Origin of the sequence: Streptomyces swartbergensis (genome assembly GCF_002148965.1) — a bacterium.
GTDB lineage: Bacteria > Actinomycetota > Actinomycetes > Streptomycetales > Streptomycetaceae > Streptomyces > Streptomyces swartbergensis.
In genome coordinates this window covers 26,420-45,835 of sequence record NZ_NGFN01000021.1, presented here as the reverse complement: position 1 = coordinate 45,835, position 19,416 = coordinate 26,420, and the positions used below count along the sequence as shown (strand labels likewise).

At 71.2% G+C, this 19,416-nt stretch carries 19 protein-coding genes; 6 read left to right on the top strand and 13 right to left on the bottom strand.

Annotated features, from left to right (window positions below):
- Positions 1–226: LuxR C-terminal-related transcriptional regulator (locus CA983_RS06050; protein ID WP_244206666.1), on the top strand; the 226-nt coding region annotated here is incomplete at its 5' end.
- Here the strand turns inward: CA983_RS06050 and CA983_RS06045 are convergent.
- Complete coding sequence (locus CA983_RS06045; protein WP_086599847.1) at positions 166–1,080, bottom strand: DUF3626 domain-containing protein; 915 nt, start codon at positions 1,078–1,080, stop codon at positions 166–168. The two genes, CA983_RS06050 and CA983_RS06045, sit on opposite strands and share 61 nt — an antisense overlap.
- Before the next feature lie 84 nt (positions 1,081–1,164).
- Between CA983_RS06045 and CA983_RS06040 the strand changes: the two genes are divergently transcribed.
- From CA983_RS06040 to CA983_RS06030, 3 genes are all read left to right on the top strand, one after another.
- Entirely contained in the window at positions 1,165–1,659 is a 495-nt protein-coding gene (locus CA983_RS06040) for an FBP domain-containing protein (protein WP_086599846.1), read from the top strand.
- An 85-nt stretch (positions 1,660–1,744) separates the two neighbouring features.
- Positions 1,745–2,998, top strand: a complete 1,254-nt coding sequence (locus CA983_RS06035) for an FUSC family protein (RefSeq protein ID WP_086599845.1) — start codon at positions 1,745–1,747, stop codon at positions 2,996–2,998.
- Between the two features lie 117 nt (positions 2,999–3,115).
- Positions 3,116–4,312, top strand: coding sequence for a lactonase family protein (locus tag CA983_RS06030; RefSeq protein WP_086599851.1), 1,197 nt, complete (start codon positions 3,116–3,118; stop codon positions 4,310–4,312).
- Here CA983_RS06030 and CA983_RS06025 read toward each other — a convergent pair.
- On the bottom strand, positions 4,280–5,008 hold the full coding sequence (locus tag CA983_RS06025; RefSeq protein ID WP_086599844.1) for a DUF2470 domain-containing protein: 729 nt from the start codon (positions 5,006–5,008) through the stop codon (positions 4,280–4,282). The two genes, CA983_RS06030 and CA983_RS06025, sit on opposite strands and share 33 nt — an antisense overlap.
- Positions 5,009–5,093: 85 nt before the next feature.
- The gene (locus tag CA983_RS06020) at positions 5,094–5,702 is read right to left on the bottom strand and encodes a TetR/AcrR family transcriptional regulator (RefSeq protein ID WP_086599843.1); all 609 of its coding nucleotides are present in this window, start codon (positions 5,700–5,702) and stop codon (positions 5,094–5,096) included.
- A gap of 109 nt (positions 5,703–5,811) precedes the next feature.
- On the opposite strand from CA983_RS06020, the gene CA983_RS06015 reads away from it, so the two are divergent.
- Positions 5,812–7,308, top strand: coding sequence for a cytochrome P450 (locus tag CA983_RS06015; RefSeq protein ID WP_086599842.1), 1,497 nt, complete (start codon positions 5,812–5,814; stop codon positions 7,306–7,308).
- Here CA983_RS06015 and CA983_RS06010 read toward each other — a convergent pair.
- From CA983_RS06010 to CA983_RS05965, 10 genes are all read right to left on the bottom strand, one after another.
- Entirely contained in the window at positions 7,270–8,112 is an 843-nt protein-coding gene (locus tag CA983_RS06010; protein ID WP_086599841.1) for a pentapeptide repeat-containing protein, read from the bottom strand. The two genes, CA983_RS06015 and CA983_RS06010, sit on opposite strands and share 39 nt — an antisense overlap.
- A gap of 67 nt (positions 8,113–8,179) precedes the next feature.
- On the bottom strand, positions 8,180–8,914 hold the full coding sequence (locus CA983_RS06005; RefSeq protein ID WP_086599840.1) for a PIG-L deacetylase family protein: 735 nt from the start codon (positions 8,912–8,914) through the stop codon (positions 8,180–8,182).
- 50 nt (positions 8,915–8,964) lie between these two features.
- Positions 8,965–10,266, bottom strand: a complete 1,302-nt coding sequence (locus CA983_RS06000) for an alpha/beta fold hydrolase (protein ID WP_086599839.1) — start codon at positions 10,264–10,266, stop codon at positions 8,965–8,967.
- Between the two features lie 109 nt (positions 10,267–10,375).
- Positions 10,376–11,401: a LacI family DNA-binding transcriptional regulator gene (locus CA983_RS05995; protein ID WP_086599838.1), complete on the bottom strand. Its 1,026-nt coding sequence runs from the start codon at positions 11,399–11,401 to the stop codon at positions 10,376–10,378.
- 88 nt (positions 11,402–11,489) lie between these two features.
- Positions 11,490–12,914 carry a BNR repeat-containing protein gene (locus CA983_RS05990; protein ID WP_086599837.1) on the bottom strand — a complete coding sequence of 475 codons (1,425 nt, stop codon included), beginning with the start codon at positions 12,912–12,914 and terminating at the stop codon, positions 11,490–11,492.
- Positions 12,915–12,931: 17 nt separating this feature from the next.
- Positions 12,932–13,252: an L-rhamnose mutarotase gene (locus tag CA983_RS05985; RefSeq protein ID WP_020272132.1), complete on the bottom strand. Its 321-nt coding sequence runs from the start codon at positions 13,250–13,252 to the stop codon at positions 12,932–12,934.
- A gap of 17 nt (positions 13,253–13,269) precedes the next feature.
- Entirely contained in the window at positions 13,270–14,355 is a 1,086-nt protein-coding gene (rhaS, locus tag CA983_RS05980; protein WP_086599836.1) for a rhamnose ABC transporter substrate-binding protein, read from the bottom strand.
- A gap of 30 nt (positions 14,356–14,385) precedes the next feature.
- Positions 14,386–15,378 carry an ABC transporter permease gene (locus tag CA983_RS05975; protein ID WP_086599835.1) on the bottom strand — a complete coding sequence of 331 codons (993 nt, stop codon included), beginning with the start codon at positions 15,376–15,378 and terminating at the stop codon, positions 14,386–14,388.
- Positions 15,371–16,411, bottom strand: a complete 1,041-nt coding sequence (locus tag CA983_RS05970) for an ABC transporter permease (protein ID WP_086599834.1) — start codon at positions 16,409–16,411, stop codon at positions 15,371–15,373. Before CA983_RS05970 ends, CA983_RS05975 begins: the two co-directional genes overlap by 8 nt.
- The gene (locus CA983_RS05965) at positions 16,408–17,925 is read right to left on the bottom strand and encodes a sugar ABC transporter ATP-binding protein (protein WP_086599833.1); all 1,518 of its coding nucleotides are present in this window, start codon (positions 17,923–17,925) and stop codon (positions 16,408–16,410) included. The genes CA983_RS05970 and CA983_RS05965 overlap by 4 nt, the downstream gene beginning before the upstream one ends.
- Before the next feature lie 262 nt (positions 17,926–18,187).
- On the opposite strand from CA983_RS05965, the gene rhaI reads away from it, so the two are divergent.
- Positions 18,188–19,348, top strand: coding sequence for an L-rhamnose isomerase (rhaI, locus tag CA983_RS05960; protein WP_086599832.1), 1,161 nt, complete (start codon positions 18,188–18,190; stop codon positions 19,346–19,348).
- Positions 19,349–19,416 lie beyond the last annotated feature (68 nt).

Sequence of the window (19,416 nt, the reverse complement as noted above, 5' to 3'; positions counted from 1 at the left end):
GGTCACCCCCGTGGAGGCCCGCATCCTGGCCCTGCTGGCCGCCGGCGCCACCACGGCCCGGGCGGCCCGCGAGACCGGCCTCACCACCGACGGCGTCACCTACCACCTGCGCCGCCTGTCCTCCCGCTGGCACGCCACCAACCGCACGGAACTGGTCGCCCGCGCCTACGCGCTGGGGGTGCTCACCCCGGGGGTCTGGCCGCCGGAGGCCCCGGCCGCGGAGTAGGCCGTGCCCGCTCCCTCCGGGGCTCCGAAGCGGGCGAGGGTGTGCCACACCATCTTCAGGTCCTGCAGCTCGTACCGCCCCGTCCGGGCGGCGTCGCCGATGGCCCGCGGGTCGACGAGGCCGTCCCGGGCGATCCGCGCGCCCAGTTCCGCGTACTCCCGGCCGCGGTAGTCCGCGTGGCGCCGTAGCCCGGCCACGGTGAGCCGGTAGCCGGGGTGCCACTCGATGGGACAGGGCAGGTGCCGGGCCGCGGCCTCGACCGGTGTGCCGCGGTAACAGGCGTCCAGCACCAGCGCCTCCACGTCCCGGGCGAGATCGACGCCTCCGTGCACCTGCGCCTCGATGTAGTCGTTGAGGGCGTCCTGCTCGTCCGCCTCGGCCAGCGCGATGAGCGACATGCCGGCCGCCACGCCGAAGTCGGCCGGCTCGGCGGCGCTGTCGGGGTAGCAGAACGTGGCGCGGGCCAGGGCGCCGGCGCGCAGCCGGAAGTGCGAGGAGCCGAAGCGCGGTGCCGCGCCGACCACCTGCCGGCGGAAGTTCAGGGCGCCGTAGACGGGCCGCTCGTGCGCGGCCGCTTCGTCGTAGGCCCCGCCGAACATCCGGCTCTCCCAGCGCCACCGGTCGCCGCCGGGGCGGGCCGTGAGGCCGCCGTTGCTGGTGCCGGTGACGAACTGCGAGTGATAGGCGCCGTCCCGGGCGAGCGCCACCAGGATGGGCACGTCGCCCGCCGGCCGGTCCGGGTGGAAGTTCAGTGTGATCCGCACCTGCGGATCGACGGCGGGCCCCGACGAGCCGCCCGCCACATGCCGCAGCGCCGCCCATGCCCGCGCGGACGCGACCTCCGGAATATCCACTGGCTCCCCCTTGTCGGTGCTTCTAACCTGATCCCCGAAACCTAGGGCCCCTAGGTTTCGCCTACGACGACCAGGAGCCCTCCCATGAGATCACTCACCGAACAGGACATCCGCAACTCGTTTATCAACTGCTCCAAGGGAGAGGCCAAGCGTCTGGCCATCCCCCGGGATCTCGCCGAGCGCCCCTGGGACGATCTCGACTTTCTCGGGTGGCGGGATCCGGGGGCGCCCGATCGGAGTTATCTGGTCGCCGAGCGCGAGGGGCGGCTCGTCGGGGTGGCGATGCGATTCCAGGCGGTGCAGCGGGGCTTTCTGCACCGCAGCATGTGTTCGCTGTGCCTGACGACGCACCCGCGGGGCGGTGTGGCGCTGATGACCGCGCGGAAGACGGGAGCGGCCGGACGTGAGGGGAACTCCGTCGGGGCGTACATGTGCACCGACCTCGCCTGCTCGCTGTACCTGCGCGGGAAGAAGGTGCCGGAGAGCGGGCCCCGCTTCGAGGAGAGCCTCAGCCTGGAGGAGCAGATCGACCGGACGATGGGCCATCTGACCGCCTTCCTCGACAAGGTGTACGCCTGAGCCCCTCGGTCGCCCGTGGTTTCCCCCGGCATTAACGTCCTTCATGGATGCGTTCGATACGCCGGGGAAGGGGAACAGCCGGAGGATGCGAGAGGTACGTGAGTGGACGGCGCACGCCAGGCGGATCGGGCACAAGCGCCGGGACCCCGTGGTCGTCCAGACGGTGCGGTCCGCGTTCGCGGCGACGATCGCCTACGTCATCGCGCTGCGGCTGAGTCCCGAGGCGGCACCGCTCACCGCTCCCCTGACGGCCCTGCTGGTCGTCCAGGTGACCCTGTACGCCACGCTCACCAACGGCTTCCGGCGGGTGAACGCCGTGGTGACCGGCGTTCTCGTCGCCATCGCGTTCAGCCTTCTGGTGGGCCTGACCTGGTGGAGCCTGGCGCTGCTCCTCGTGGCCTCGCTGGTCGTGGGACGGCTGGTCCGGGTGGAGGAGTACGTACCCGAGGTGGCGATCAGCGCGATGCTGGTGCTCGGGGTCACCGCCCACGGGGACACGGCCTGGGCCCGGGTGGTGGAGACGCTGATCGGCGCGGTCGTCGGACTCGGCTGCAATCTGCTGCTGGCTCCGCCGGTGTGGGTGGAGGAGGCGGGCGCGTCGATCGAGGGCCTGGCGCGCCGGCTGCGGCAGCTGATGCTGCGCCTGGGTGAGGAGGCCGCCGGCCGTACTCCCTCCGACCGCGCGGCGGAGCGGCTGCACGAGGCGCGGCGCCTGGACCACGACATCGTCGAGGTGGACGCGGCGCTCCGGCAGGCGGAGGACAGCCTGCGGCTCAACCCGCGCGTGCGGGAGGGCCTGCTGCACCGGGTGGTGCTGCGCACCGGCCTGGACACGCTGGAGATCTGCACGGTCGTGCTGCGCGTGCTCGCGCGCTCCCTCACCGACCTCGCGAAGGAGCGCGAGCCGGAGCCGCTGTTCGAGGCCGAGACGGGCGCCGCGCTGGAACAGCTGTTGTCGGAGATCGCCGACGCGGTGGTGAGTTTCGCGGTGCTGGTGACCACCCATCTCAGTGCGAGCGCCGAGTCGGCGGAGGAACGTCTCGCCGCGGAGCTGCGCAGCGCGGCGGGCACCCGCGACAAGCTGGCCCTGCTGCTGCGCAAGGAGGCCGAGCGCGAGGCGCGGAACTGGCAGTTGCTCGGCGCCGTCCTGACGGAGGTCAACCGGATCCTCGACGAACTCGACACCGAGCACCGCACCCGGCGCCTGTTCGAGGAACTGGACCGGGTGTCCCAGGAGCAGCGCGAGCGGCTGCCGCGCCTGACACGGCTGCGTGAGCGCCTGGGCGTCCAGGAGCAGATGTGGCGGAACCGTACGGGGGTCGGCGGGCGTTACCGCTGAGCGACCACCTGGAGCGGGTTGCGCCCGCGCAACGCCAGGTGCTGTTGTTGCACCCGGACGGTGATCCACGTCAAGGTGGCTGTCGCGACGGGGACGAGTGACGACCTGAGGGGCGACATGGGCAGTGGTGGCTGGAGCAGGCGCCGGTTCGTCGGCGCACTGGCGTCGGGGGCCGCCGCGGCGGCGCTGCCCGCCTGCGACGACGCTCCCGCGCCCGCGTCCCCGACGAGTCCGGCGGCCCCCGAGGCGAGCGTGAGCCCGTCCCGCGAGGCCCGGCGCCCGTCCGGCCCGCGCCCCCTCTACCTCGGCACCTACACCTCCGTCGAGGGCGGCGGCAAGGGCATCGGCCTGGCCACGTACGACGCGGCGACGGGCCGGATCACCGGCACCGGCACGCTCACCGGCGTCGGCAACCCGTCGTACCTCGCGATCCACCCGGACCGCCGCACGCTGTACGCGGTGAACGAGCGCGACGACGGCGCCGTGACGGCCGTCCGGCTGTCCGACCGGAAGATCCTGGGCAGCCGGAGCACCGGCGGCGCGGGCCCCTGCCATCTGTCCGTGCATCCGGGCGGGCGCTGGCTGCTCAGCGCGGACTACGGCTCGGGCAGCGTGGCGGTGCATCCGATCGACGCCTCGGGCGCCCTGGGCGAGCGGACCGATCTCGTCCGGCACACCCGTCCGGCGCCGGGTCCTGGCCAGGAGGGTCCGCACGCCCACCAGATCCTCACGAGCCCCGACGGCCGTCATGTGCTCGCCGTGGACCTGGGTACGGACACCGTCTACACGTACCGGCTCGACGAGAAGGCCGGCACGCTCAGCGAGGTCGCGCAGGCGCACACCCGGCCGGGCGCGGGCCCGCGCCACCTGACGTTCCACCCCGGCGGCCGGTACGCCTACCTCGCCAACGAGGTCGACAACACGGTGGCGGTCTGCTCGTACGACCCCGCCTCCGGCCGCGTCACGGTCGGTGAGCCGCAGTCCACGGGAACCGGTCCGGGCACCAACTACCCGGCGCAGTTCGTGGTGACCCCGAACGGCCGTCACGCCTTTCTCGCCAACCGCGGCGACAACAGCCTCACGCGCTACGCCGTCGAGGCGGACGGCGCCCGGCTCAGGCTGCTGGACACCGTGCCGGTGGGCGGGGACTTCCCGCGCCAGATCGCCCTCTCGCCGGAGGGCATCCTGCTGTTCGCGGCGAACCAGAAATCCGGCACCGTGACCGTCTTCCGCGTGGACGAGACGAGCGGCGCGCTGCGGCGCACCGGAGAACCGTTTCCGTCACCGGTCGCCGTCTGTGCGCTGCCACTGTAGGGCCCGCGGGCAGGACGCGGCGGTCGCCTGGCTGAGCAGCACGTGCATGCGCTCGGTGAGCTGCGCGACGTCGTCGGCGGGTGTGTGGAACGCCAGTCGTACGTCGCCGTGGGCGCGGGCGCGTTCGATGCGCAGCGTCAGTCCGTGCCGGTCGACGGCGAGGGGCTGGACGCGGACCGCGCCGTGCAGGCTGTCGGAGCCGACGAGCCGGGTGAGCCGCTCGACCGCGTCCGCGTGGCAGTCGGCGAGGTGCGTGAGCAGCCGGGCCTCGGCCGTGGTGAGCGGGTCGGGCGTCGCGGCGGCGAAGTCGTCGAGGTCGACGACCACGGCCCCGGACGGCTGTCGCAGCACCACGCGCGTGGCCCGGAAGGCCAGCCGGTCCCCCTCGACGGCGAACCAGCCCGCGAGCCACAGCCGGGCGCGGATCCGGTCGCGCACGGGGACGGGGGCCACGTCGGCGAACTCCAGCACCGCGGACGGCTCCCCGCGGGGCGCGCAGATCGCGGCCCCGAGCAGGGCACTGTCCCCGGGCACGTCCACCAGCACCCGGCCGTCCTCGGTCACCGTGTGCGCGCCGACCAGCTCCTCCCGCGTGCCCTCCGCGGTCACCGAGCAGGACCACGCGGCGGCGAGCACCGAGCGCGCCCGCTCCGCCGCGGCAGGGGCCGCCGTCCATCCGTGGCTGTCGTCACCCATCCCAGACCTCCTTAGGTAAGCCTTGCCTAACCTACCGAAGATCGAGGCGTGCGCCAACCACGTCACGTGATCTTTACGAGGCCTTTCAGGGAGTGAGCACGCCCAGCAGGGCGCGGGCGCACAGCTCGCGCACCTGATCCCGGCTCAACTCCGTGCCGCGCAGCCACTCCAGACAGACGGCCGTGGTGAACGCCAGCCAGCCGCGCACGGCGAGCCGCACCTCCGGCCGCCCCTCGCAGGCCGGGCCGAACTCGGGGTCCTCGGCGAGCGCCGTGAGGATCTGCCGCTCCTGCGCGCCCAGAGCCCGCTGGTAGACCCGCCGAACCGCCTGGTCCCCGGCCGCGTCGGCGCGATGGAAGGCGCGGTAGCCGTGGGCATGGGTCTGGACGTACTCCAGGAACGTGTCGAGGCCGCCCGCGAGCTGCTCGCGCACCGGGACGCCGGGCACCGGCGCCGTCATGCGCAGCATCCGCTCGCTCTCGCGCGCGACGACCGCCGCGAAGAAGTCCCGCTTGGTCGGAAAGTAGTGGTACAGCAGCCCGCGCGACACCCCGGCGATCTCGGCGACCTGCTCGATCCACACGTCGTCGTACGGACTCTCCGAGAACAGCCGCGCACCGACGCCCAGAAGCTGCTCCCGGCGCTCCTCGGTGCTGAGCCGGCGACGCGTGCGCCCGCCCTGGTTCGCGGCCATGCCCGCACTTTACTTGACGCCGGTTCAACAACGGGACCAGACTGAACCGCGCTATTGAACCCACGTACAACACGTGCGAACCCGCCGCTGGATCAAGGGAGATAGCGTCATGACGGAGGCGCCGATACGGGACGGGCTGCCCAGAGGGTTCCGGGGTGCCGAGCTGGGCTGGCCGGAGCTGGACCGCATTCCGCACCCGCCGTACCGGGTCCCGCTGCTCGGTGACGTGGTGGGCGTGAACCGGCGCACTCCCCTCCAGGACTCGCTGCGGCACGCCCGCCGACTGGGTCCGGTCTTCCGGAGGAAGGCGTTCGGCAAGGAGTTCGTATTCGTGTGGGGCGCCCGGCACGCGGCCGACCTCGCGGACGAGTCACGGTTCGCCAAGCACGTGGGTCTCGGCATCGCGAACCTGCGGCCGGTCGCCGGGGACGGCCTGTTCACGGCGTACAACCACGAGCCCAACTGGCAACTGGCGCACGATGTGCTCGCCCCGGGGTTCAGCCGTGAGGCCATGGCCGGTTACCACCCGATGATGCTGGCCGTCGCGCGGCAGCTGACGGAGCACTGGGACCGGGCGGCGGCGACCGGCCGGGCGGTGGACGTGCCCGGCGACATGACCAAGCTGACGCTGGAGACGATCGCGCGCACCGGCTTCGGCCACGACTTCGGGTCGTTCGAACGCTCCCGGCCGCATCCCTTCGTGACCGCGATGGTCGGCACCCTGACGTACGCGCAGCGGCTCAACACGGTGCCCTTCCCGCTGGCCCCGCTGCTGCTGCGGAGCGCGAGCCGCCGCAACGCCGCCGACATCGCCTACCTCAACCGCACGGTCGACGAGCTGGTCCGGGCCCGGCGCGCCTCCGGGCGCGGGGACGGGGACCTGCTCGACCGGATGCTTCAGACGGCCCACCCGGAGACCGGGGAGCGGCTGGAGCCGCGGAACGTCCGCCGTCAGGTCATCACCTTCCTCGTCGCCGGCCACGAGACGACGTCCGGCGCGCTCTCCTTCGCGCTGCACTACCTCTCCCGCCACCCCGAGGTAGCAGCCCGGGCGCGCGCGGAGGTGGACCGCGTCTGGGGCGACGCGGCGGAACCGGCCTACGAGCAGGTGGCCCGGCTGCGCTACGTCCGCCGGGTGCTGGACGAGTCGTTGCGGCTGTGGCCCACCGCGCCGGCCTTCGCCCGGGAGGCACGGGAGGACACGGTGCTGGCCGGGGAGCATCCCATGCGGCGCGGGGCGTGGGCGCTGGTGTTGACGCCGATGCTGCACCGGGACCCCGAGGTGTGGGGCGCGGACGCCGAGCGGTTCGACCCGGACCGCTTCGACGCGCGGGCCGTACGGTCCCGGGCCCCGCACACGTTCAAGCCTTTCGGGACCGGGGCGCGGGCCTGCATCGGGCGCCAGTTCGCCCTGCACGAGGCGACGTTGGTGCTCGGCCTGCTGCTGCGCCGCTACGAGATGCGGCCCGACCCGGCGTACCGGCTGCGGGTGACGGAACGGCTGACGCTGATGCCGGAGGGGCTGCGGCTGCACCCGGAGCGCCGGACCCCCGTGCGGGAGGCGGCCTCAGACCTGCGCTGCCCAGTGCCCGGGGCGGGTGACTGACTCGGGGAGCCGGGTCCCGGCACTGCCCCGGGCCGCGTTGAGCTGTGGCTGGGTGAGGAAGAACGCCCCGGTCAGGTCGGCGTCCGTGAGGTCCGCGTCGCGCAGGTCGGCACCGATCAGGTCCGCGCCCCGCAGATCCGCGCCCGTGAGGTCGGCGGCGATGAGGTAGGCGCCGCGGAGGTCGGCGCCGCGCAGGTCGGCACCCTTGAGGCGGGCGCCCATGAGGTCCGCGCCCCGGCGGTTCTTCTTACGCCCCTTGGTGCCGGCCCTGGCCAGCTCGCTCGTCCTCAACAGCAGGACGTTGACCTCCTGGCGGTGCGCCGCCACGTCCAGCCCGGTCAGCTCCTCGGGTGTCAGCCCGGTCAGCTCCTCGGTCTTCTCCAGGGACTTGCGCAGACCGGCGTGGACGGGCCGGGCCGCGGGCAGGGAGAGTGCCTCGGTCAGGTACCACAGCAGCTCGTGCAGCTGCCGGACGACCGGGAAGACGTCGAACATGCGGCGGGCGTGCTCCGGCGGTCCGGACCTCCAGTCCTGGCCGCCGAAGGTGATCTGCGAGACCTGCTGCCCGGCGCCGAAGCAGTCGTAGACCGTGCATCCGGTGAACCCCTTCTGCCGCAACCGGGCGTGGATGCCGCAGCGGTGGTCGCTCTGGAGATTGCGGCAGGGTGTGCCGGCGTCCTTGTCGACCGCGAAGTCGGCCGAGGCCGCGAAGGGGAGGGCGACGCAGCACAGTCCGAAGCACCGCTCGCAGTCGCCGCGCAGTTCCGCCCGCGCGGGCTTGTGATCTCGCATGGCATTCAGCATACGAAACGAAAAACTCACTGATGAGTGTGCGGCCCTGTGTGGGTCCCCTCAGCCGATGCCGTCCGCGTCATCTGCCGAACAGTTCGAACGCCACCGCCGGCCTGCCCCCGAACCGCTCCCCGGTGGCCTCGGCGTGCTGGGTGAGGAAGCCCCGGACGTAGACTTCGGGGTCCTCGTCGGTCAGGACCTCGATGTAGGTGCGGTGTTCCAGCAGTGAGCGCACCGCGCGTTCCATGCCGGGCGTCGCGTCGACCGCGTGCGTGGGGGTGCTGGAACCGGCGACGGCGACCCAGCGCACGCCGTCCCACGGCTGAAGGCCCTGCTCGGTGAGGTCCGGGAAGATCCACCGGTTGCCGGCGTCGCCGGCCGCGTCGAGCGTGGCCCGGCCGACGGCCACGTGGTCCGGGGTGTTCCAGGCGACGCCGCCCCAGGTGTCCCGGTGGTTGAGCGTGATGACCAGCTCGGGCCGGTGCCGGCGGATCGCGGCGGCGATGTCGCGGCGCAGGGCGGTGCCGTACTGGATGACACCGTCCTTGTGGTCGAGGAACTCCACGACCGACACGCCGACCACCGCCGCGCTCGCCCGCTGTTCCCGCTCCCGCAGCGGCCCGCACCGCTCGGGCTCCAGTGTGTCGATGCCCGCCTCGCCCCGAGTCGCCAGCACATAGGCGACCTCGCGGCCCTCGTCGGTCCAGGCCGCGATCGCCGCCGAGCAGCCGTACTCGAGGTCGTCGGGGTGCGCCACGACCGCGAGGGCGCGCCGCCAGTCGTCGGGCATGGGCTGGAGTTGAGTGGTCGTCATGTCGGCAGACTAATCCGCGCCACCGGCATCACGACGCGTCCGGCACGGCATCACGCCTCGTTCCGCACCAGCGCCAGCAGCCGGTCCAGGACCCGCCCGCCGCCGGTGCGTACGCCGTCGTGCTCGAACTCGTCCGTGACCCAGGTGCGCAGGCCGCGGATCGCGCGGGCGGTGCGCAGGGAGTGGGCCGTGTCGACGTACATGTCGTCGTGGTAGACGGCGGCGACGACCGGTACGTCGTTCGCGGCGAGGCGGGCCGGGTCGTACAGGGGTGTCCAGTCGGTGCGGGCGGCGAGCAGGTCGGCGGTCTCGCGCAGGGGGCGCAGCGCCGGGTCGCAGTCGAACATCCAGGGGTGGATCGACTCGCCGGTGAACAGCAGCGGTTCGTCGCCCGCGAGGGCCTTCGCGGCGTCGAACTGCGGGAACTCGGCGCGGACCCGCTCGGCCGACCAGGCGGTGGGGCGGGCGTCCTGGCCGTAGATCGACTCGTGGATCAGGGCGTACAGCGGGTGGCGGGCGTAGGACAGCATGCCCTGCGCCTGCTCCAGGAAGGCGTCGGAGAGCGTGAAGCCCCGCGGGGTGCGGACGAAGGCGTCTTCGAGGAGGTAGTGCAGGCGATGGGTGCCGTCGCCGGTGCCCAGGACGATGCCGAGGGACTGGAAGGCCTCGACGGTGAGCCGGTAGCCGTTGGGCAGGACCACGTCGTGGGTCAGGAGGTGGTCGGCGATGCGGCGGGCGCGTTCGGCGTCCTGCGGGTAGCGGGCGTAGTGCGCGGTGACCTTGCGTTCGATGCGCGGGAAGGCGGCCCGGTAGACGTCGTCGGCGTGGGCGTCCAGGGAGGGCAGTCCGCCGGTGATCACGGCGGTGGCCAGGCCCTCGGGCGCGAGGGACAGGTAACTGGTGGCGCAGAAACCGCCGAAGCTCTGGCCGAGGACGGTCCAGGGGGCGCCGCCGGTGACCTGGGCGCGGATGGCCTCGCAGTCGCGGACGATCGAGTCGGCGCGGAAGTGCGTGAGGTAGTCGGCCTGTTCGGCGGGGCCGCCGCGCAGCGGGAGCGTCTGCCGGTTGGCGGGCGTGCTGTGGCCGGTGCCGCGCTGGTCGAGGAGGAGGACGCGGTACTCCTTCAGCGCGCGGCCGAGCCAGCCGGGCCTGCCGACGGAGCGGTCCGCGCCGAAGCCGGGCCCGCCCTGGAGGTAGAGCAGCCACGGCAGGTCCTGGTGCGCCTTGTCGCTCGCGACGACCTCGCGGGCGTACAGCTCGATCGTCTCGCCCCCGGGCTGGTCGTGGTCGAGGGGGACGGTGAAGCGGCGGTCGGTGAGGACAACTCCGGGCTGGCGGTAGCTGAGGGTCAACAGGGCTCCCGGGACGGACGGATTTTCGGACCGCGTCCCAGTTCATCACAGGGGACGTCCGCGCGTGGCCCCTTCGGATCATGAAATGTTCCTGAACGGCGGTTCAGGTTCAGCGGGCGGACAGACTGGAGCGGCGGACCACCAGCTCCGGCTGGAGCACGACCCTCCGGTGCTCGTGCGGCCGGGCCGGGCCGTCCTCCTCCGTCTCCTCCAGGAGCAGGTCGGCCGCCATGGCGCCCATGGTGACGGCGGGCTGCCGTACCGAGGTGAGCGGGACGGCGGCGGCCGCCGCGAACTCGATGTCGTCGTAGCCGACGATGGCGAGGTCGTCCGGGACCCCGACACCGGCCGCGTACATGGCCTGCAGGACACCGAGGGCCAGCAGGTCGTTGGCGCAGAACACGGCGGTCGGCCGGTCGGCGAGGCCGAGCAGGCGGGCGCCGGCGTCGCGGCCCGCGGCGACGTCCAGCCGTTCGGTGGGCAGCTCGCGCAGCGCGTCGGGGCCGAGCCCGGCCTCGGAGAGCGCTTCGAGGGCGCCCGTGCGCCGGTCGCGGACCTGGTTGAGGCCGGGCGGGCCGCTGACGTAGGCGATGGAGCGGTGCCCGGCGTCGACGAGGTGGCGTACGGCCAGGGCGCCGCCCGCGACGTCGTCGACGGAGACCGAGCACTCGGTGGTGCCCTCGGCGACCCGGTCGACCAGGACGAAGGGAATGCCGTGCCGGCGGAACGCCTCGATGTTGCGGCCCGTCGCGTCGGCCGGAGTGAGCAGCACGCCGCGCACGCGCTGCTCGGCGAAGAGCGACAGGTACTCGGCCTCCTCGCCCGGGTTCTGGGCGCTGTTGCAGACCATCACGCCGAGTCCGGCCTGCCGTGCGGCGCGTTCGGCGCCCCGGGCCACGTCGACGAAGAAGGGGTTGCCCATGTCGAGGACGAGCAGCCCCATGATGCGGCTGCGGCCCGCGCGCAGCTGGCGCGCGGACTCGCTGCGGACGTAGCCGAGCCGGTCTATCGCGGACAGCACGCGGGCCCGGGTCTCGGTGGCGACCGTGTCCGGGCGGTTGATCACGTTCGAGACCGTGCCGACGGAGACTCCGGCGGCGCGGGCGACGTCCTTGATACCCACCGACTGGGCCATCGGGCGGGGACCTCCAGAGGGAGACTTGGGGGGCGGCGGCCGGGGCGGCATCACACTACCGGCACGCCGCCCCGGGAACCGGGTGCGGTCAGGCGGGCAGGCGGAAGTCGATCACGTGCAGCGCCGACGGTGTCGTACCGCTGGACTTCTCCTGGTACATGAAGGACAGCACACCGTCCTGCGCGACGCGTGTCTCGTCGATGACGACCTCGCCGAAGGCGTTGAGGCCGCTGCCGTCGAACAGGATCCTCCAGTCGGTGTATCCGGAGGCCGCCGAGGCGGCGGCTATGCGGCCGAAGGGGAAGATCGCGTAGGCGTTGTCGTACTTGTCCAGGATCAGCTTGGTGCGCTGGCTGGAGTTCAGCGGGACCGGGATCTCGGTCTTCTGCCAGGTGCCGGAGGCGTCCCTGCGGACGTGGAAGGCGCGGCCGTTGCGCGTCCGGTCGCTGACGTAGTTGGTGGTGCACTGCCCGAAGCGGCCCGGGACGTAGGAGATGATCGCGTGCGGCCGGCCCGCGGAGTCGGTGAACTGGCTCTCCTGGTTCATCAGGGAGTGGTCCGGGTTGAGCGGGTCGACGACCAGGCCGGCGTCGTTCACGGACACCTTGTCGGAGCCGCCGGTGACGCCGACGACGGTGCCCGCGTTGTTGCGCCAGGTGCGGCCGCGGTCGTCGGAGTAGACGTAGCCGGTGTCGTGGTTGGTGATGCCGCCGCCGTTGCACATCACGGCGCCGTTCTGCTCGCGCCAGGTGAAGAACGAGTGCAGCCGGCCGTTCCTGTCGTAGTCGATGCCGTGCAGGTACATGTTGCGGGCGGTCGAGGAGCCGTGCTCGCTGCTGTACGTGCCGGTGGAGCTGGACCACTCGCCGAGGCTGGTCCACTTCGTGCCGTCGTACTCGGCGAGGGCATTGCGGCCGTTGCCGGAGACGGCGACGCGGTAGCTGAGCTGGAGCCTGCCCTCCGGTGTGGAGATGAACTGCGGGTAGGTGAACTGCGAGGTCAGCGCCAGGCCGTCCAGGGTGGACTGGGGCGCGCCGAAGCGGCTCGCGGTCCAGCTCAGACCGGCGGGGTTGTCCATGAGCCCGGCGACCGACTTGACGTAGGTGAAGCCGTCGCTGTGGGAGTCCATGTTGAGGTGCAGCCGGCCGTCGACCTTGGAGACGCCCATGGAGATGACGTTGTGGGAGTCGTTGTACCGCAGGGTGTGACCGACCTTCACGGTCGACCAGGTACTGGCGCCGAGGGCGCGGCGGCCGACGACGGCGTTGCGGTCGGCGGTGTACCAGACGGCGTACTGGTAGCCCTTGTAGGTCAGCAGGCCGTTCTTCTGGAACGCGTTGTTGTTGACCAGGCCGTCGTACGACACGAAGAAGAGGGCCTGGCTGTCGAGCGTGGTGGTGCCGGTCCGGGTGACGGAGGGGCCGGGGTCGGCGGCCCGCGCGGTGCCGGAGGCAAGGGCGGGGGTCACCACGGCTCCGGCCAAAGCGGCGGCCAGCAACGTACGTCTGTGCATCTCATGAACTCCATTGTTCAGGCGAGGTGGAACACTTCCGTGAGCGGTTTCATGGCCTCGTCGGGCCGGGCGCCGTCCAGCGACTCGAAGAACGGCGCCATCTCCGCCTGCCAGCGGGCGTTGACGTCGGTGGCTTCCATTCCGGCCTGGGCGGCCGCGAAGTCCTCGGTCTCCAGGTAGCCGACGAGCAGTCCGTCCTCGCGCAGGAAGAGCGAGTAGTTGTGCCAGCCGGTCGCCTTCAGGGCGTCGAGCATCTCGGGCCACACGGCGGCGTGCCGCTCGCGGTACTCGTCGAGGCGGTCCGCCCGGACCTTCAGCAGGAAGCACACGCGCTGCATCAACAACCCTCCAAGAATCAGAAGTTGAACTGATCGATGTTCTTGGCGTCGAACACGGTCGGCTTGCCGAGGCTGATCACGCCGTCCTTGCCGATGGTGTACTCGCCCATGGCGCCGGCCTTGAAGGTCTCGCCCTCCTTGCCGGTGATCTGCCCGGAGGACAGGGCGACTGCCGTACGGGCGGCCAGCTCGCCGAGCTTCGCCGGGTCCCACAGCTCGAACGCCTCGACGGTGCCGTTCTTGACGTACTTGCGCATGTCGTTGGGGGTGCCGAGGCCGGTCAGCTTGACCTTGCCCTTGTACTTGGAGCCCGACAGGTACTGGGCGGCGGCCTTGATGCCGACCGTGGTCGGGGAGATGATCCCCTTCAGGTTCGGGTACTCCTGGAGCAGGCCCTGGGTCTGCTGGAAGGACTGCTGGGCGTCGTCGTTGCCGTACGCGGTCTTCACCAGCTTCATGTTCTTGTACTCGGGCTTCTTCAGCTCGTCCTTCATGAAGTCGATCCAGGTGTTCTGGTTCGTCGCGGTCTGCGCGGCGGACAGGATCGCGATCTCGCCCTTGTAGCCGATCTGCTTGGCGAGCAGCTGCACCTCGGTACGGCCCAGGTCCTCGGCGGAGGCCTGCGAGACGAAGGCGTTGCGGCAGTCCGGCGTGGTGTCGGAGTCGTACGTGACGACCTTGATGCCGTTCTTCATGGCCTGCTTCAGCGCGGTGCACAGCGCGCCCGGGTCCTGCGCGGACACGGCCATCGCGTCGACCTGCTGCTGGGTGAGCGTGTTGACGTAGGAGACCTGGCCGGAGGTGTCGGTCGCGCTGGACGGACCGACCTCCTTGTAGCTGGAGCCGAGCTCCTTCAGCGCCTTCTCGCCGCCCTTGTCGGCGGTGGTGAAGTACGGGTTGTTGACCTGCTTGGGCAGGAACCCGACGGTCAGCCCCTTCTTCAGCTCGGCGTTCGGGTCGGCCTTGCCGGCCGCGGCGGCGGATCCGCCCTCACTCTGCACGTCCTTCTTGGTGGTGCCGCCACCGCAGGCGGTGAGCGCCAGGGCGAGAGAGGTGGCGGTGGCGAGCGCCGCGCAGCTGCGGCGGAGGGTCGACTTACGCATGACGATGGTCCTTTACGAGGAAGGGCTGGGTTACGAGGTCGGAGTCGAGGCGGCCTTGCGGCCCGCCCTCGCTACGGAGATCTGCCGTGCGACCCTGGGGCCGAGCACGGAGAGGACGAGCAGAACGCCGGTGACGACGATCTGCGACTGGGCGGAGACGTCCTGGAGGCTCATGACGTTCTGGAGCGCCCCCAGCAGGAACACCCCGGCGATGGCGCCGCCGAGCGTGCCCTTGCCGCCGTCGAAGTCGATACCGCCGAGCAACACCGCGGCCACGACGGACAGTTCGAGGCCGGTGGCGTTGTCGTAGCGGGCGCTGGCGAAGTGCAGCGCCCAGAAGATGCCGGTGAGTGAGGCCATCAGGCCGGTCACCGTGAACAGCAGCAGCTTCTGCCGCTTGACCCGGATGCCGGCGAACCGCGCCGCCTCCTCACTCGCCCCGATCGCGAACAGCGACCGCCCGAACGGGGTGGCGTGCAGCGCGACCACGGCGATGGCGAGCAGGACGAGGAACGGCAGGAAAGCGTCCGGGACGAATGTGTCGCCGATGCGTCCTGACGCGAATTCCAGGTACTGGGTGGGGAAGTCGGTCACCGCGTCGGAGCCCAGCACGATCTGCGCGATACCCCGGTAGGCGGCGAGCGTGCCGATGGTGACGGCCAGCGACGGCAGCCCCAGCCTGGTCACCAGCAGGCCGTTGATCAGCCCGCACACGACGCCCAGCAGCAGGCAGATCGGGATGATCGTCTCGATGGCCATGCCCTGGTTCCACAGGGCGCCCATCACGGCACCGGACAGACCCGCCGTCGAGGCCACCGACAGATCGATCTCGCCGGACACCACCAGCAGGGTCATCGGCAGGGCGATCAGCGCGATCGGCAGCGTGTTGCCGATGAGGAACGACAGGTTGAGCGCGTTGCTGAACCCGTCGACGAAGCCGAAGGAGAACAGCAGGACGACGATGAGGAGTGCGCCGACGACCGTGTCCCAGCGGACCGCTCGGCTCAGGGAGATGTCAGCCATGGCGGGCGTTCCTCTTCTTCAGGGCGGAGGCCACGCGCAGCGCGACGACCCGGTCGACCGCGATGGCGAGGATGAGCAGGATGCCGTTGATGGCCAGCACCCAGACGGAGCTGACGCCGAGGGCGGGCAGCACGCTGTTGATCGAGGTCAGCAGCAGCGCGCCGAGGGCCGCGCCGTAGACGCTGCCGGAGCCGCCGGTGAAGACGACGCCGCCGACCACGACCGCGCTGACGACGGTCAGTTCGTAGCCGGTGCCGGTGCCGGAGTCGACGTTGCCGAACCGGGCGAGGTACATGGCGCCGGCGAGCCCGGCGAGAGCGCCGCAGAAGGTGTACGCGGCGAGGATCCGCTTGCGCACGGGGATGCCGGCGAGGCGGGCGGCCTCGGGGTTGGAGCCCAGCGCGTAGAGCTCGCGGCCGCTGGCGAAGTGCTTGAGGTAGTAGGCGGTGGCGATGAGGACCGCCAGCGCGATCAGCGCGAGGTACGGCACCGCCGAGATGCCGCCGGAGCCGAAGTCGACGAAACCGCCGGGCAGATCGGCCGCGGTGATCTGACTGGAGCCGACCCAGATGGAGTCGATGCCGCGGATGATGTAGAGCGTGCCGAGGGTGACGACGAGCGCGGGCACCTGGCCGAGGCTGACGAGCAGGCCGTTGAGCAGTCCGAAGCCGATGCCGAGCAGGACCGCCAGCGCGATGGCCACCACCGGGTTGCCGCCGCCCTGCAGATAGGTGCCGGCGGCGAAGGCGCTGATGCCGAGCGTGGATCCGACGGACAGGTCGACGTTGCGGGTGATGACGACGAGGGACTGGCCGGTGGCGACGAGCACGAGGATCGTCGCGTTCAGCAGCAGGTCCTTGATGCCCTGTTCGGACAGGAACTGGCTGTTGCCGGCCTGGGTGACGGCGATCATCACCAGGAAGACGACCAGGATGGCCAGTTCGCGCATCTTGAAGACGCGGTCGACCAGCCGGGTGCCGCTCGACTTGGGCACGTCGGCCACGGGGGCCTCTTGGGGAGTGACGACCGTCATGCGGCGGCCCTCCCGGTGGCTGCGGCCATCACGGTTTCCTCGGTGGCGTCGGAGCGTGGGATCTCGGCGGTGAGACGGCCTTCGTGCATGACCAGCACGCGGTCGGCCATGCCGAGGATCTCGGGCAGGTCGGAGGAGATCATCAGGACGGCGACGCCGTCGGCGGCCAGTTGGGACAGCAGCCGGTGCACCTCGGCCTTGGTGCCGACGTCGATGCCGCGGGTCGGCTCGTCGACGATCAGCACCCTGGGGCCGGTGGCGAGCCACTTGGCGAGCACGACCTTCTGCTGGTTGCCGCCGGAGAGCGTGTTGACGGTGTCGGCGATCCGGGCGTACTTGACTTGGAGCTTGACGGCCCAGTCGAGGGAGCGGCTGCGCTCGGCTCCGCGGTCCATCAGGCCCGCCTTCACGGTGGTGCGCAGCCCGGTGAGCCCGATGTTCCGCTCGATGGACATGTCCATCACCAGGCCCTGGGCGCGCCGGTCCTCGGGGACCAGGGCGAGTCCGGCGGACATCGCGGTGGACGGGGCGCCGTTGACCAGGGCCTTGCCGTCGACGGTGACCTCACCGGCGTCCCAGCGGTCGATGCCGAACACGGCCCGGGCGACCTCCGTGCGCCCGGCGCCGACCAGTCCGGCGAGGCCGACGATCTCGCCGTGCCGTACGTCGAAGGAGACGTCGGTGAACACGCCCTCGCGGGTCAGGCGGCGCACGCTCAGGGCGACCTCGCCCGGCGTCACCTCCTGCTTGGGGTACAGCTCGTCCAGGTCGCGGCCCACCATGCGGCGCACGAGGTCGTCCTCGGTCATGCCCTCCAGCGGCTCGCTGCCGACCAGGGCGCCGTCGCGCAGGGTGGTGACCCGCCGGCAGATCTCGAAGATCTCCTCCAGCCGGTGGGAGATGAACAGCACGGCGGCGCCCTGTTCGCGCAGGGTGCGTACGACGCCGAAGAGGCGGGCGACCTCGCTGCCGGTGAGCGCGGCGGTCGGCTCGTCCATGATCAGGACACGGGCGTCGAAGGAGAGGGCCTTGGCGATCTCGACGATCTGCTGGTCGGCGATGGACAGGCCGCGGGCGGGCCGGTCGGGGTCGAGTTCGACACCGAGGCGCTCCATGAGGGCGGCGGTCGCGTTGTGCGTGGCCTTGTGGTCGATGCGGCCGAGGGCGCGCCGGGGCTGGCGGCCCATGTAGATGTTCTCGGCGATCGACAGGTCGGGGAAGAGCGTGGGCTCCTGGTAGATCACGGCGATGCCGGCGTCGCGGGCGTCGCCGGGGCCGTGGAAGGTGACGGGCGCACCGTCGAGCAGCACCTGGCCGGCGTCCGGCCGGTGCACTCCGGCGAGTGCCTTGATGAGGGTGGACTTGCCGGCACCGTTCTCACCGGCGAGCGCGTGCACCTCCCCGGGGAACAGCTCCAGGGAGACGTCCCGCAGTGCGCGGACCGCACCGAAGGATTTGGAGACGTCCTTCAGTGCCAGAACCGGGGCCGGACCCGTGGTGGACGGGTGGGTCATGGGGGCTCCTCGACGACGCCGGCGGGACGGCCCTCTCGGCGTCGTGAAAGGTTTCAACTGGATTGCCGGGACGTTAGGCGGGTCACGCATGTCACGTCAATGGGTTCCGGTCGAAAAAGTTTCGAGGACAGAAGGTCACGCCCTGGTCACGGGTAACCGTGTCGGCCGGAGGGGTTGACACCCCTTCGGGGGCCCCATAACTTCGCGTCCTGAATCGTTTCATTCGGTGGTCGTTACGACCCGATGCCTCAGGAGCCCTGACGTGACCGAGCTCGCCGCGGTGAAGGCCGCTCTCAAGACCCAGGCAGTCGAGACGCCGTCGTGGGCGTACGGGAACTCGGGCACGCGCTTCAAGGTGTTCGCGCAAGCGGGTGTGCCGCGCAATCCGTACGAGAAGCTGGACGACGCGGCGAAGGTGCACGAGTTCACGGGGGTCGCCCCGACGGTCGCCCTGCACATTCCCTGGGACAAGGTCGACGACTACGCGGCGCTGGCGAAGCATGCCGAGCAGCGCGGGGTGAAGCTCGGCGCGATCAACTCCAACACGTTCCAGGACGACGACTACAAGCTGGGGAGCATCTGTCATCCGGAGGCTTCCGTGCGCCGCAAGGCCGTCGACCATCTGCTGGAGTGTGTCGACATCATGGATGCGACCGGGTCCGGTGATCTGAAGCTGTGGTTCGCCGACGGGACGAACTATCCCGGGCAGGACGACATCCGGGCCCGGCAGGACCGGCTCGCCGAGGGGCTCGCGAAGGTCTACGAGCGGCTGGGCGACGGGCAGCGGATGCTGCTGGAGTACAAGTTCTTCGAGCCGGCCTTCTACTCGACGGACGTTCCGGACTGGGGTACGGCGTACGCCCACTGCCTGAAGCTCGGGCCGAAGGCCCAGGTCGTCGTCGACACCGGGCACCACGCGCCCGGGACCAACATCGAGTTCATCGTCGCCACGCTGTTGCGGGAGGGGAAGCTCGGTGGGTTCGACTTCAACTCGCGGTTCTACGCGGATGACGACCTGATGGTCGGGGCCGCGGATCCGTTCCAGCTGTTCCGGATCATGTACGAGGTCGTGCGGGGCGGCGGGTTCTCGCCCGAGGTCGCGTTCATGCTCGACCAGTGCCACAACATCGAGGCGAAGATCCCGGCGATCATCCGTTCGGTGATGAATGTGCAGGAGGCCACGGCGAAGGCGTTGCTGGTCGACGGTGACGCGTTGGGGGCGGCGCAGCGCAGCGGGGATGTGCTGGAGGCGAATGCCGTGCTGATGGATGCGTACAACACGGATGTGCGGCCGTTGCTGCGGGAGGTGCGGGAGGAGATGGGGTTGGACCCCGAGCCTCTTGCGGCGTACCGGCGGTCCGGGTGGGGCGAGAAGATCGTTGCCGAGCGGGTCGGTGGGGAGCAGGCGGGGTGGGGTGCGTAAGCGTCTGCCGAGATCTGTTGTCTGCGGGGTGCGGGCCGAGTGTGGCTGGTCGCGCAGTTCCCCGCGCC